The 12,316-nt window shown below is 71.1% G+C and carries 14 protein-coding genes and 1 pseudogene; 7 read left to right on the top strand and 8 right to left on the bottom strand.

Translation table 11 applies throughout. The annotated features are described in order from the left end of the window. Positions 1-58: 58 nt before the first annotated feature. A complete protein-coding gene (locus LWP59_RS10500) occupies positions 59-919 on the top strand; it encodes an SAM-dependent methyltransferase (RefSeq protein ID WP_229857259.1) in 861 nt (286 codons plus the stop codon). Positions 920-994: 75 nt separating this feature from the next. On the opposite strand, the gene LWP59_RS40660 is transcribed toward LWP59_RS10500, so the two are convergent. Further along, complete coding sequence (locus LWP59_RS40660) at positions 995-1,213, bottom strand: cupin domain-containing protein (RefSeq protein WP_308431683.1); 219 nt, start codon at positions 1,211-1,213, stop codon at positions 995-997. 353 nt (positions 1,214-1,566) lie between these two features. Here LWP59_RS40660 and LWP59_RS10490 point away from each other — a divergent pair, with 353 nt between their 5' ends. Continuing rightward, complete coding sequence (locus tag LWP59_RS10490) at positions 1,567-2,484, top strand: AurF N-oxygenase family protein (RefSeq protein WP_144642363.1); 918 nt, start codon at positions 1,567-1,569, stop codon at positions 2,482-2,484. Between the two features lie 3 nt (positions 2,485-2,487). Further along, on the top strand, positions 2,488-3,996 hold the full coding sequence (locus tag LWP59_RS10485) for an FAD-dependent oxidoreductase (protein ID WP_144642362.1): 1,509 nt from the start codon (positions 2,488-2,490) through the stop codon (positions 3,994-3,996). On the opposite strand, the gene LWP59_RS10480 is transcribed toward LWP59_RS10485, so the two are convergent. Both LWP59_RS10480 and LWP59_RS10475 read right to left on the bottom strand, forming a co-directional pair. Next, complete coding sequence (locus tag LWP59_RS10480; RefSeq protein WP_144642361.1) at positions 3,983-4,414, bottom strand: hypothetical protein; 432 nt, start codon at positions 4,412-4,414, stop codon at positions 3,983-3,985. The genes LWP59_RS10485 and LWP59_RS10480 overlap by 14 nt on opposite strands. Then, positions 4,414-5,658 (bottom strand): molybdopterin-dependent oxidoreductase, encoded by a 1,245-nt coding sequence (locus LWP59_RS10475; protein WP_229857260.1) that lies wholly within the window; start codon positions 5,656-5,658, stop codon positions 4,414-4,416. Before LWP59_RS10475 ends, LWP59_RS10480 begins: the two co-directional genes overlap by 1 nt. 206 nt (positions 5,659-5,864) lie before the next feature. Here LWP59_RS10475 and LWP59_RS41375 point away from each other — a divergent pair. The 4 genes and pseudogenes from LWP59_RS41375 to LWP59_RS10465 all read left to right on the top strand — a co-directional run. Further along, positions 5,865-6,056: pseudogene (locus tag LWP59_RS41375) on the top strand (virginiamycin B lyase family protein); the annotation flags it as partial. Between the two features lie 40 nt (positions 6,057-6,096). Further along, the gene (locus tag LWP59_RS40310) at positions 6,097-6,219 is read left to right on the top strand and encodes a hypothetical protein (RefSeq protein WP_267903802.1); all 123 of its coding nucleotides are present in this window, start codon (positions 6,097-6,099) and stop codon (positions 6,217-6,219) included. A gap of 112 nt (positions 6,220-6,331) precedes the next feature. Further along, positions 6,332-7,882 (top strand): purple acid phosphatase family protein, encoded by a 1,551-nt coding sequence (locus LWP59_RS10470; RefSeq protein WP_144642360.1) that lies wholly within the window; start codon positions 6,332-6,334, stop codon positions 7,880-7,882. 32 nt (positions 7,883-7,914) lie between these two features. After that, complete coding sequence (locus LWP59_RS10465) at positions 7,915-8,124, top strand: hypothetical protein (protein ID WP_144642359.1); 210 nt, start codon at positions 7,915-7,917, stop codon at positions 8,122-8,124. A 161-nt stretch (positions 8,125-8,285) separates the two neighbouring features. Here LWP59_RS10465 and LWP59_RS10460 read toward each other — a convergent pair whose 3' ends face one another. Genes LWP59_RS10460 through LWP59_RS10440 form a run of 5 tightly spaced genes read right to left on the bottom strand, consistent with a single transcriptional unit; the run spans position 8,286 to position 12,306 of the window. Beyond that, complete coding sequence (locus tag LWP59_RS10460) at positions 8,286-9,023, bottom strand: SDR family NAD(P)-dependent oxidoreductase (protein ID WP_144642358.1); 738 nt, start codon at positions 9,021-9,023, stop codon at positions 8,286-8,288. A gap of 13 nt (positions 9,024-9,036) precedes the next feature. Beyond that, complete coding sequence (locus LWP59_RS10455; protein ID WP_186383389.1) at positions 9,037-9,387, bottom strand: DUF1636 family protein; 351 nt, start codon at positions 9,385-9,387, stop codon at positions 9,037-9,039. After that, complete coding sequence (locus tag LWP59_RS10450; protein ID WP_144642357.1) at positions 9,384-10,616, bottom strand: metal-dependent hydrolase family protein; 1,233 nt, start codon at positions 10,614-10,616, stop codon at positions 9,384-9,386. Before LWP59_RS10450 ends, LWP59_RS10455 begins: the two co-directional genes overlap by 4 nt. Positions 10,617-10,651: 35 nt before the next feature. Continuing rightward, the gene (locus LWP59_RS10445) at positions 10,652-11,413 is read right to left on the bottom strand and encodes an alpha/beta fold hydrolase (RefSeq protein WP_222425649.1); all 762 of its coding nucleotides are present in this window, start codon (positions 11,411-11,413) and stop codon (positions 10,652-10,654) included. A 17-nt stretch (positions 11,414-11,430) separates the two neighbouring features. Next, entirely contained in the window at positions 11,431-12,306 is an 876-nt protein-coding gene (locus tag LWP59_RS10440; RefSeq protein WP_144642356.1) for a fumarylacetoacetate hydrolase family protein, read from the bottom strand. Positions 12,307-12,316 lie beyond the last annotated feature (10 nt).

Raw genomic sequence — 12,316 nt, 5'->3', positions numbered from 1 at the left:
CCGCCCTCCCTTACGATGGTGGACAGAATCACCACGGCCCGGCGGAGGGATGTAGACAGTGAGCGACAGGGGACCCAACACCGTCGCCCCCGAGGGCATCGATCTCGACCATCCGACCGCGGCGCGGGTCTACGACTGGCTGCTCGGCGGCACCGCCAACTGGGCCATCGACCGCGAGTTCGGCGCCGCGGTGGTCGAGCGGTTCCCCCTGCTGCGGTCGATCTCCCTGGCCAACCGGCTCTTCCTGCACCGCGCGGTCCGGCATCTGGCCGGCCTCGGCGTCCGGCAGTTCATCGACGTCGGCGCCGGGATCCCGACGATGGGCAACACGCACCAGGTCGCCGACGACGTGGCGCCCGATTCGAAGGTCGTCTACATCGACAACGAGCCGGTGGCCGTCGCGCACTCGAAGATCCTGCTGGAGACCGAGGGCGACCCGGCGCGGCACGCGGCGATCCAGGCGGACCTGCGCGAGCCCGACCGCCTGTGGGAAGCGGTCGGCCGCACCGGCGTGATCGACTTCGACCAGCCGGTCGCGTTGCTGCTCGTCGCGGTCCTGCACTTCCAGCAGTTGTACCGGGGTGCCGACGTCGGCCCGCAGTCGCTCGCCCGGCTGCGGGACCTGCTGCCCAGCGGGTCCTACCTCGTGCTTTCGCACACCACCGACGAAGGCGTGCCGGCGCCGCTGTACCAGAACCTGGTCGATCTCGACGAGATGTACAAGTCGTCGGCGAACCCCGTGCACTGGCGCTCGCAGGCGGACATCCGCGCCCTCTTCGGCGACTTCGAGCTCATCGAGCCGGGCACCACGTGGACGACGTTGTGGCATCCGGAGGACAGCAGCCCGAACTCGCCGGAGATCAAGTTCGACGCCCCGGAGGAGTCGGTCATCATGGTGGGCGTCGGCCGCAAACCCTGAGGTTCGTCCACAAAGGACTCCAAGCGGCACCTGCCCGGACCGGTGCCCGCCACGCCCATCGGGCCGCCCGCGGCGTCATTCGAACGCGCATCCGGGGTTCGGGGCGTCGACGGCGAGCGGGCTGCCCGCCGGGTCGGCGTAGAGCACGTCGAGCACGACCGGCGTGCTGCCCAGGTTGCGCCCGATGTGCACGTGGCCGGACCCGCTGGGCTCGACGATGTGCCGGCCCGCCTGGTAGACGCCGTCGATCGAGCAGTCGGACATGTTGTGCGTGAGCGTGCCCTGACGGAGCACCCCGTAGACGCGGCCGGGGATGCCAGTGCCAGCCGGTGCTGCCGCCCGGCGCGATGGCGATCTCCTTGAGGACGTAGTCGGTCCCCCCGATCACGTGGTCGGCGAGGGTGACGGCGGTGACCCCGGAACCGGGGGTCGCGCCGGCCGTCCCAGCCGATGGCCCCATCGGGAGCGCGATACTGCCCGCAGGCGCAGGATCGGCGCGACCATGACCGTGTCCGGACCCGGCCCCTTGCCCGAGCGTGTCCTGCGCCACACTCCCCGTCCGCGCCTGATGTGCCCGCGGCCGAGTTCGTGTTACCGTTGGTAACTGTAAATTCCGGTAACAGGCAAACTCGCCAGGGAGCTTCGCCATGACCAGCGTCGACATCCAGCACGAAGCGGACGCGTCCCAGCCCGACCGCCAGTCAGTCGCGCGTCGGTTGCTGGACTCGTCGGAGACCTTGTCCTACGACCCGGTCCACGAGGTCGACTGGGAGACCCCGCTCGACACGAACTACCACGGCGCGAGCCCGGAGTGGAGCACGCTCTACGGCACGTCCTACTGGGCCGAGCTGACTCCCGGGCAGCAGCGCGAGCTGACCCGCCAGGAGGCGGCGTCGGTCGCGAGCACCGGGATCTGGTTCGAGATGATCCTGCAGCAGATGATGCTGCGCGACTTCTACGCGAAGGACCCGACCGACCCGGCGTTCCAGTGGGCGCTGACCGAGATCGCCGACGAGTGCCGGCACTCGATCATGTTCGCCCGCGGCGCGGCGAAACTGCGCGCCCCGGCCTACCGCCCGCGCCGCCTCGCGGTGGAGCTCGGCCGGTTCTTCAAGACGACCGCCACCGGCGAGGCCGCCTACGCGGCGATCCTCGTCGCCGAGGAGGTCCTCGACGTGATGCAGCGCGACTGGATGCGTGACGAGCGCGTCGTCCCGTTCGTGCGCACGATCAACAACATCCACGTCGTCGAGGAGTCGCGGCACATGAAGTTCGCCCGCGACGAGACCCGCGAGCGGCTCAAGGGCGCGGGCCTGCTGCGCCGCCACTACAACGCGTTCGTCGTCTCGGTCGCCGCGTACGTCATCGTCAGCAGCATGGTGAACCAGGACGTCTACGCCAACGCGGGGCTCGACGCCAAGCGCGCCATCCGCGAGGCCAGGGCGAACGAGCACCACAAGTCGATGCTGCGCTCGAGCTGCGCCGGGCTGATGGAGTTCCTCAACTCCGCCGGGCTGCTCACCAAGGCGTCGACCTGGTTCTACAAGCGTGCGAACCTGATCTGAGCCATGGCGTTCGCGATCACCCAGACCTGCTGCAACGACGCGTCGTGTGTCGCGGTGTGCCCGGTCAACTGCATCCACCCGACGCCGGACGAGCCCGACTTCGGCAGCACGGAGATGCTCTACGTCGACCCGCGCACCTGCATCGACTGCGGGGCCTGCGCCGACGCGTGCCCGGTCGACGCGATCTTCCCCGTGGACCTGCTCACCGGCCCGCTCCAGGCTTACGCGGGGATCAACGCCGACTACTACACCGACCGCGCGGTCGACGTCTTCGACGCCGCCTCGCCGAACTTCCACGCCTGGGGCCAGCCGGTGTTCTCCCGCACCATCCCGAGCGACTTCCCGGCCCTCGACGTCGCGGTGGTGGGCACCGGCCCGGCGGGGATGTACGCGGTCGAGGACCTGTTGCTGCACACCAGTTCCCGCGTCACCTTGATCGACCGGCTGCCCGTCGCGGGCGGACTCGTGCGGTACGGCGTCGCGCCGGACCACCCGTCGACGAAGAAGATCGGCGAGGTCTTCGCCCGCTTCCACCACCATCCGCGGCTGCGGCTGCGCCTCGGGGTCGAGGTGGGCCGGGACGTCACCGTCGAGGAGCTGGCGGCCCGGCACGACGCGGTGATCTACGCCGTCGGCGCCTCGTCGGCCCGCGGCCTCGGCATTCCCGGTGAGGACCTCGCCGGCAGCGTGCCCGCCACCAAGGTGGTCGCGTGGTACAACGGCCATCCGGACGTGGCCGCCGGTGAGATCGACCTGTCGGCCGAGCGGGTCGTGGTGGTGGGCAACGGCAACGTCGCGCTGGACGTGGCGCGGATCCTGACCGCCGACCCGCGCACGCTGGCAGGCACGTCGATCTCACCGGAAGCGCTGGCGCGCCTGGAATCGAGCAAGGTGCGCGAGGTCGTACTGCTCGGCCGCCGCGGCCCGGACGCGGCCGCCTGCACCAGGCCGGAGCTGCTCGCGCTGATCGGGCAGGAGGACGTCGAACTGGTCGTCGACGCGCACGATGCGCGTGTCACCGAGACCATCGACGCGGCCGGCCCCGGCGAGAAAGCGGCCCTGCTACAAGGTATCCGCCGGGAAACGGTCGACTGGTGCGCGCCACCGCGGCCGGACGGACGCAGGCGCATCGTGTTCCGGTTCCACTCCGCCCCGGCCGAAGTCCTCGGCGACAGCGAGGTGCGCGGGCTCCGGGTCACCGGAGCGGCCGGGGCGACGGAGATCGCGACCGGGCAGGTCGTGCGCGCGGTGGGCTACCGCGGCACGCCACTGCCCGGCCTGCCCTTCGACGAGGACACCGGCACCATCCCGAACTCGGCCGGCCGGGTGGCGGACCGGCCGGGCACGTATGTCGTCGGCTGGATCAAACGCGGGCCGTCCGGCGGCATCGGGACCAACAGGGAGTGCGCCCGGGAGACGGTCACCACCCTGCTCGACGACGTCATCGCGGGAAAACTGCCCCGGCGCGCCCGGCGGTCCCGCCGCGCCAGGGCCGGGCTCAGGCTTTCCTGACCAGCAACCGGATTCCGTAGACCACCGCGGACACGGCGAACATCCCGAGCACGAGCCACAGCCACCGGGCGAGGTAGGGCTCCTGCGTCAGCCCGGTCGCGGCCAGGTGGGTCAGCTCGCCCTGGCGGATGATGCCCGGCAGGAACAGCACGAACGTCAGCCCCGCGCCCAGCAACGGTATCCGGATGTGGTTGACCAGCCTCGGCAGGCGGCTGACCAGCGCGCGGTCGGCCAGCGAGTACAGCGGGAAGAGCACGAGGTCGTGCAGGACCGCCGCGCCGACGAACCAGACGAGCATCGTCAGCAGCGCGGGATCGCCCAGCAGGAACGAACCGGCGTACGCGGCGAGGGCGAGGCTGGCGAGCAGCAGGACCAGATGTGTGAGACGAGCGCCGTACAGGTCGGCGAAGCGGTTCATCACGCCCTCCGGAATTCGATCGAGCGGACCCACTTCGTGCAGTGCACACCGGGCAGCGCGGGCACGATGACCCGGGCGGGAAAGCCGTGGTCGAGGCTCAGCTCGGCACCGTTGACCCGCAATGCCAGCAACGCGTCCGGATCGGTGGCTTGGTCGCCGGTCAACATCGCCCGCCCGAACGGTCCCGGGTCAGCCGAGTCGACGAACGCCGATGCCGGGCCGGGCACGCCCGCCATCGCCGCCAGATCGCGCAGGCGCACGCCCGTCCAGGTCTGCACGGTCGACCAGCCCTCGACGCACGCGATCGGCAGCCGCGCGGTGTGCTGTGGCAGGGCGAGCAGGTCGGCCCGGCTGAACTCGCGGGACCCGTTGAGCGCCAACCGCCATTCCTCGCCGGGCTGGGTGACGCGGGCCGCGACGGCGGTGCGGTTGATGGGATAGCGGTTGGCCCCTTCGCCGGGCTGCCTGCCGCGCGGCAGGAGCACGGCCGCGTCCCGCAGCGGGCCGCCGATGGTCTGACCCGCGGTCAGCACGCCGACCAGCAACACCCCGCCGCCGACGAGCCCGAGCGCGCCGCGGCGGCTGACGGTCGGGGCCGCGGGCTCGGGCGCCACGAGACCGAACTGGTCGGGCGGTTCGGGCACGGTCTCGGCGAGCGGGGTCGCCAGTTCCTTGCGCAGGGACCGGGAACGCAGGGCGCGGACCATGGTCGGCAGCTTGAGCGAGACGTGCGCGACGAACGACGCGATGAACACCCAGGCGCCGATGTAGTGCCCGGTGTAGAAGCTGAAGCCGAAGACGTAGTCGTACTGGATGTTGAGCAGGCCGGTCGCGATCTCGAACAGGATGCTGCCGACGAGCAGCAGGAGCGAGACCCGTTCGAGGATCTGGGCGAGGGACTTGACCGGCGGCCAGGCGAACAGTTTCGGGATGACCGACCAGAGCTTCGCGAGCACCACCGGCACGAGCAGGAGGCCGAGCCCGACGTGCAGGCCCTGGGTGAGGCGGAACAGCCAGGACGGCCGGGTCGGCCAGTCGAAGCCGGGCAGATGCAGCAAGCCGACCGCACCGGGGATGCCCTGGCCGGGGCCGTAGGCAACGTAGTCCAGCAGTCCGGTGATGATCACCAACGGCAGGCAGGCGAGCAGGACGGCGCCGAAGACCGACGTCAGCCACGGTCCGCGCAGCGGGCTGCGGAACCGGATCCGCCGCAGGCCGGGCGGAAGGGAGGAGGTGCTGGTCACGCGGCTGATGCTAGGACCGGTGCCACCCCAGGGGCGCCCGCTCGGCGGGTTCGGTCAGGAAGTCGTAAGAGTTCGGCGAACGTCCACCCGACGTCACCGAACTCCGGCTCCGGCTGTTGCCCTCCACTGTGGACCACACGCGGAACGGGTGAGGCCGGCACGAAATACCGCTGTGGTCGGCCACCCGGGTCTGGCACGATTGCCGGGTGCGTTACGACGAGATCGAGCTGCCCGGCTCCGGCCCGTACGGAATCGCCACCCGGCCCGGCGGCACGCTGTGGGTCACACTGGTCCACAGCGGACAGATCGCGCGGGTGGGCGCCGACGTGCGCGTGTTCGAAGCCGGCGACGGGCCATCAGTGATCACCGCCGGCCCGGACGGGGCGCTCTGGTTCACCCTGCTGCGCCGCGGGAAACCTCGGCGAGAGCGTCGAAGCGATGCGCGCGCACCTGCGGCTGGTCTTCTCCGACGTCGAGCGGATCCGCAGCCACTCCCCCGAGCTGTTCGCCACCGACGGCGACCAGCGCCCGGTCCGCAGGACCATCACCGCCTGGGCCTGAATCATCCCTCTTCCTTGTGTCGTAAGGAAAATGCTTCACGCGCGCGACAGGACGAGTTCACCGCCGCGTCGTTCACCGCTTCTAGGTTCTCCTCGACCCCGAGGAGGCCTTCATGTCCCAGCACCCCGTCAGCCGCCGCAACGCACTCGGACTGCTCGGCGCGGCCGGCACCGGAGCCGCGGCGGGACCGCTGCTCGGCATGAACGTCGCCGGCGCCGCGGGCGTCGCGCCGACGACGGGTTCGGGGGCCACCCCGGTGCAGGGCCTGCACCTGACGTTCGGCAAGGACCCGGCGCGGCAGATGGTCGCGTCCTGGGTCACCGACGCCTCGGTGCGCCGCCCGCGGGTCGTGTACGGCACGCTCGAAGGCGGCTTCGGCGCCACCGTGCAGGCCGACACCCGCACCTACGTCGACGGGGCCTCGGGCCGCACGGTGTGGATCCACCACGCGCAGCTGGAGAGGCTGCGTCCCGGCACCGACTACATCTACGCGGTGCAGCACGACGGCGCGACCCCCGACGCGGGCACGTTCCGCACCGCGCCGTCGGGACGCATGCCCTTCACCTTCACCAGCTTCGGCGACCAGTCCGCGCCGCAGGTCACCTGGGCGGCGAACGGCACCGTGGGGCTGGACGCCAACTCCACACCCGCCACGAAGGACATCGTCACGGGCATCGAGACCGTCGCCCCGCTGTTCCACCTGCTCAACGGCGACCTCTGCTACGCCAACCTGGACGTGGACCGGGTCCGCACCTGGAACAACTTCTTCACCAACAACACCCGCTCGGCGCGGTTCCGCCCGTGGATGCCCGCCGCGGGCAACCACGAGATCGAGCGCGCGAACGGCCCGATCGGGTTGTCGGCCTACCAGGCGTACTTCCAGCTGCCCTCCACCGAGACCGACACCGAGCTGCAGGGGTTGTGGTACTCGTTCACCGCCGGGTCGGTGCACGTGATCGTGCTGCAGAATGACGACAACTGCCTGCAGGACGGCGGGGACGTCTACATCAGCGGTTACTCCGGGGGCCGCCAGCTGGCCTGGCTGGAGCGTGAGCTGCGCGCCGCCCGTGCCTCGCGCGACGTCGACTGGGTCGTCGTCGCGATGCACCAGGTGATGATCAGCTCCTCGGACGCGAACGGCGCCGACCTCGGCCTGCGCGAGAAGTACGGGCCGCTGTTCGACCGGTACGGCGTGGACCTCGTGCTGTGCGGCCACGAGCACGACTACGAGCGCTCGCTGGCGGTGCGCGGGGTGGTGTCCGGCAGCGAGACGCTCACCCCGAACCCGGCGTCGGCGAAGACCGACGTCATCGACTCCACGCACGGCACGGTGCACATGGTGCTCGGCGGCGGCGGGGTGTCCGGGACGACCAACCAGAGCTTCTTCCAGGACGGCACGGCGAAGGTGCTCACCGCGGTCTCGGCCGCCGCGAACCCGAGCACCGGCAAGCGCACGCCGACCTACGTGAAGGAGCAGGCGGTCTGGAGCGCGGTGCGCGACGAGGAGCACCCGTACGGCTTCGCGGCGTTCACCGTCGACCCGGGCCGCCACCCCGGCGACACGACGTCGATGTACGTGACGTACTACAACGTGAACAAGCCGTCCGGCGAGCTGTCGGTCTTCGAGAAGTTCACCCTCCGGCGGCGCCGCTCGGACGGCTGAAACGTTTCCCGCGCGAATTCGATCTCACCCTCGTGGCTGAACTGCGCGAGGGTGAGATCGTGCTGTGGACCGGGGAGTCGGCGCGGCGTCCGCCGCAGCGGTGGGCCTTCGCGCTCAATGCCGTCGCAGCCGTGGCAGTGCTCCTGCTCGTGGAGGTTCTCCTGGGGAAGTCGCAGGCCCTGCCCTACACCGCGCTGGTCGCCGTCGTGGGGCTGGCCGTGTCCACCCCGCCGAAAACCTGACCGAGCTGACCTCCCCGAAACTGACCGACGGCTCGGTCGCCTTCGGAGCCCTCGAGAGTAACGCGATCGCCGGGCATCGGCCAGCCGATCTCGCCGCTCGTGCTGCAGGACATCCCCGATCCGGAGCACGTGCTCGGGCTCATCGAACGGGCGCAGCGCCGTCAGTAGGCGAAAAGCCCGCCGTCCACCGCGATGACCTTGTTGGTCAGGTAGGCGTTCGTCAGCATCGACAGGGCCATCGCCGCGACCTCGTCCGGCTCGCCCAGCCGCCCCACCGGGATCGGCGCGGGCAGCTCGCCGGGCCCGGACCGCGGCAGGATGCGGGTGCCGCCGATCAACGCCGGTGCGATGGCGTTCACCGTGACTCCCTTGCCCGCCACCCGCGAAGCCAGGTGATACGTCATGCCGTGCAACGCCGCCTTGCTCGCCGCGTAGTGCGGGCCGACGAGACCGCCGTTGAGCGCCGCGATCGAGGAGACGAACAGGATCCGCCCCCAGCCGCGCTCGATCATCGAAGGCAGCGCGGCCTGCGCGAGCAGGAACGGGGCACGGGTGTTGACCGCCATCGTGGTGTCCCACGTGTCGACGTCCACCTCGTCCCAGGCGAGCTGCTTGCCGACCCCGGCGTTGGGGACCAGGACGTCGACCGCGCCCAGCTCGTCCCGCGTCCGCTCGACAAGCCGCCCCGGCACCTCCCGGTCGCCCAGATCTCCTTGCAGCAGCAGGGTTTTCACCCCGACGCTCGCGGCGACGCGCTCGGCGTCCTCGCGATGCCCGCTGTAGGCGAGCGCGAGGTCCGCCCCCGCCTCGGCGAGCCGGGCCGCCAGCGCGCCGCCGATCCCGCCGGACGCGCCGGTGATCAGGGCGACCCGGCCCTCGAGCGGTTTCGACTCGGTCACCGCACCCTCCTCGTCAGCTGTGGGGTCCCCGTTTCAGGGTGACAGAGCTGACGTGATCGGCAAGTCCGGCGGGCACCTCCCAGTCGTCCGGCCGCCCGCTCGGGCAGGCGTCGTGCGCGGCCGCGGCTTCGAGGATGGCCTCGACGTGACCGGTGTCGAGCCCGCTGAAGCGCACCCGTGCCTTGCCCGGCCCGTCCACCGCGACCACCCCGTGCCGCGGGCAGCCGCCGAGGCACTGCACGTTGCGGATCTCCACGCCGGCCCCGCCCCGGCCGGCCGCGATCGCGGCGGTCAGGGCGCGGCCGAACTCACCGCTCGCCCGCGGGTCGTACCGCGGGCAGGTGCGGCAGATGAGCAGGGTCACCGCACGGATTCCTTGTGGAACCGGCCGTCCTTCATGATGAAGTCGAGCTTTTCGTGGTCCTGCAGGACGGCGATGTCGGCGAGCGGGTCGCCGTCGACCAGCAGCAGGTCCGCGTAGTAGCCCGGCTGCACCTTGCCGAGCTTGTCCGGCCGCAGCATGATCTCCCCGCCCAGCGCGGTCGCCGCGAGGATCGCCTCCATCGGCGTGTACTCGAACCGCTCGACGAAGTGCTGCAGGTCGCGCGCGTAGGTGCCGTGCGGGGTCCAGGCGAACCCGTAGTCGCCCCCGGGCAGCACCCGGATGCCGCGCCGGTGCATCTCGATCATGCCGGCCGTCGCGATCTCCAGCTCCCGCTTGTAGCCGACCGCCTCGGCGGCCTCCTGCGGGAAACCGAAGTCCGCGGCCTCGTAGAGGGTCGCGACGAGCCAGTTGATCCCGGGCGCGACGAAGATCCAGTCCTTCGCCGACTCCAGCATGTCCATGCCCTCTTCGTCGGTGAAGCTGGCGTGGTAGACGATGTCGACGCCGTGGCGCACGCACATCTTCACGCTCTCGGCACTGCGCGCGTGCGCGCACACCCGCTTGCCGCGGCGGTGCGCCTCGGTGACGGCGGCCGCCACCTCCTCGTCGGACATGTACGTGTCCTCGGCCCGCTGAGTGCCGGTGATCTCCTCGCCCGTCATGGACAGCTTGATCTGGTCCACCCCGATCTCGACGAGCCGGCGCACGGCCTTGCGCATCTCGTCGGGCCCGTCGGCGAACCAGGTGATGCCCTTGACCAGCTCGCCGCCGGTCACCGCGATCTCCGGCCCGTTGGCGAGGTAGCGCGGACCGGGGAAGCGGCCCTGGTTGATGACGTCGCGGCACACCACGTCGAGCCTGTCCTTCGCCGAGGCGGCGCCGAGGCACATCGTGTAGCCGGAGTCGAGGTAGGAGCGGGCGGACTCGATCGCGAACAACAGGTGCTCCTCGACCGGCATCGTGCCGAGGCCGTCGAGGTCCGCGCTGTTGTTCCAGCTGAAGTGGGTGTGCGCGTCGCACAGGCCGGACATCAGCGTGCGCCCGCGGCCCTCGATTATCCGCGCGTCGGTCGCGATGCCGGCGTCGACGGTGCCGACGGCGGCGATGTGGTCGTTCTCGACCAGGACGTCACCGCGGTACGGGTCGGCGCCGGTGGAGTCCAGAATGGACACGTCGCGGAACAGGGTCTTGCTCGCGGGAATGGACATGCGGGGTCCTCCTCGTCATTGAGGTGTGGCGTGGTTCAAAGGAACTTGAGCAGCAGGTCGGTCGTCTCGGCGGCGGCTTCCAGCGCCGTCCAGTGCCCGATGCCGGGCAGGATCTCCAGTGTCGCGTTGCCGTGCGCGGCGGCGAGCTGCTCGCTGACCGGCGGCGCGCCGACCTTGTCCTCGGCGCCGGTGACCAGCAGCAGCGGCAGCTCCCGGGCGATCGGGCCAGGGTCGGTGGCGGCGGCGAGCGCCTCGCAGTTGCGGGCGTAGCCCTCCGGGTCCTGGCGCATCACCAGCTCCCGGACGAACGCGGCCACCTCCGGCTTCGTGCGGCGCGTGTGCTCCGACAGCGCGTTCGCCACGACCCCGGGGGCGACGGCGCCGGTGCCTCGTTCGCGGAGCACGGCGGCCCGGTCCCGTTGCGCCTGGCGGCCGGCTTCCGCGGGTTCGGCGACCGCGCCGAGCAGCGCCAGCGCGGACACCCTTTCCGGACGACGCGCGGCGAGCAGGCGCACCACGAGCGTGCCCATCGAGTGCCCGACCACCGCGGCCGACTCCACCTCGAGCGCGTCGAGAACGGCGACGAGGTCCTCGGCGTGCCGTTCGATGCTGATGCCGTCCGCGAGCGCGGACCGGCCCGCCCCGGCGGAGTCGACGCGGATCACGCGGAACCGTTCAGCGAGCGTTTCCGCCTGCACCTGGTAGAAGTTCGACGTGCCGCCGAGCCCGTGCACGAGCAGGACGGCCGGGCCCTCGCCCTCGACCTCGACGGCCAGTTCGGTGTCGTTGATCTTCACAATGCTCCTTGTCGTGGTCAGCGGACGCTGTTGCGCAGGACGCCGAGGCCGGTCAGGGACACCTCGACGACGTCGCCGGAGTGCAGGAACTTCGGCGGGTCGAAGCCGATCCCGACCCCCGCCGGGGTGCCGGTGGCGAGCACGTCGCCGGGCAGCAGCGTGATGCCGGCCGACACGGTCGCGATCAGCTCGGGGATGTCGAAGATCAGGTCCTTGACCAGCGCGTGCTGACGGCGCTCCCCGTTGACGGCGGTCTCCAGCTCCAGTGCTGTCACGTCGGGGATCTCGTCGGCTGTCACGGCGTAGGGCCCCATCGGGCAGTGCGTGTCGAGCGACTTGCCCAGCAGCCACTGCTTGTGGTCGCGCTGCAGGTCCCGCGCCGTGACGTCGTTGACGATCGTGTAGCCCCAGACGTGCGCGTACGCGTCCTCGCGGCTGATCCCGCGGCCGCCCCGGCCGATGATCACCGCGAGCTCGCCCTCGTAGTCGAGCTCCGCGGTGACGCCGGGGTGCGGGTCGATCTCCGCGTCCGGGCCGATGACCGCGGTGGTGGCCTTGGTGAACATGATCGGCTTGTCCGGCAGGTCTTCCGAGCGGCTCGGGGTGTCGTACCCGCTGCGGCCGAACTCGGCGGCGTGCTCGCGGTAGTTCTTGCCGACGCAGAAGATGTTGCGCCGTGGCACGGGAATCGGCGCCAGCAGGCGCACCTCGTCGAGCGGCAGCGTGTCCGCCCGCCCGGCCAGCAGGGGCGCCAGGTCGGCCCAGCGCTCGACGAGCTGGAGCACCCCCGTGCCGGGTGGCAGCAGGTCGCTGACGTCGCGGACGACACCGGCCGCGGGGTCGGCCACCCCGACCCGGGGGCCCGTGTCGGTGGAGAAGGTCACCAGCTTCATCCCGTGAACC

Source organism: Amycolatopsis acidiphila (assembly GCF_021391495.1).
GTDB lineage: Bacteria > Actinomycetota > Actinomycetes > Mycobacteriales > Pseudonocardiaceae > Amycolatopsis_E > Amycolatopsis_E acidiphila.
This window is presented reverse-complemented; position numbering and strand designations above follow the sequence as displayed.

Excerpts from the sequence above, each read along its gene's own strand:
- LWP59_RS10490 (WP_144642363.1), top strand. The coding sequence starts at position 1,567 with ATGACCAGCGTCGACATCCAGCACGAAGCGGACGCGTCCCAGCCCGAC.
- LWP59_RS10485 (WP_144642362.1), top strand. The coding sequence starts at position 2,488 with ATGGCGTTCGCGATCACCCAGACCTGCTGCAACGACGCGTCGTGTGTC.
- LWP59_RS10480 (WP_144642361.1), bottom strand. The coding sequence starts at position 4,414 with ATGAACCGCTTCGCCGACCTGTACGGCGCTCGTCTCACACATCTGGTC.
- LWP59_RS40310 (WP_267903802.1), top strand. The coding sequence starts at position 6,097 with ATGCGCGCGCACCTGCGGCTGGTCTTCTCCGACGTCGAGCGGATCCGC.
- LWP59_RS10470 (WP_144642360.1), top strand. The coding sequence starts at position 6,332 with ATGTCCCAGCACCCCGTCAGCCGCCGCAACGCACTCGGACTGCTCGGC.
- LWP59_RS10450 (WP_144642357.1), bottom strand. The coding sequence starts at position 10,616 with ATGTCCATTCCCGCGAGCAAGACCCTGTTCCGCGACGTGTCCATTCTG.
- LWP59_RS10440 (WP_144642356.1), bottom strand. The coding sequence starts at position 12,306 with ATGAAGCTGGTGACCTTCTCCACCGACACGGGCCCCCGGGTCGGGGTG.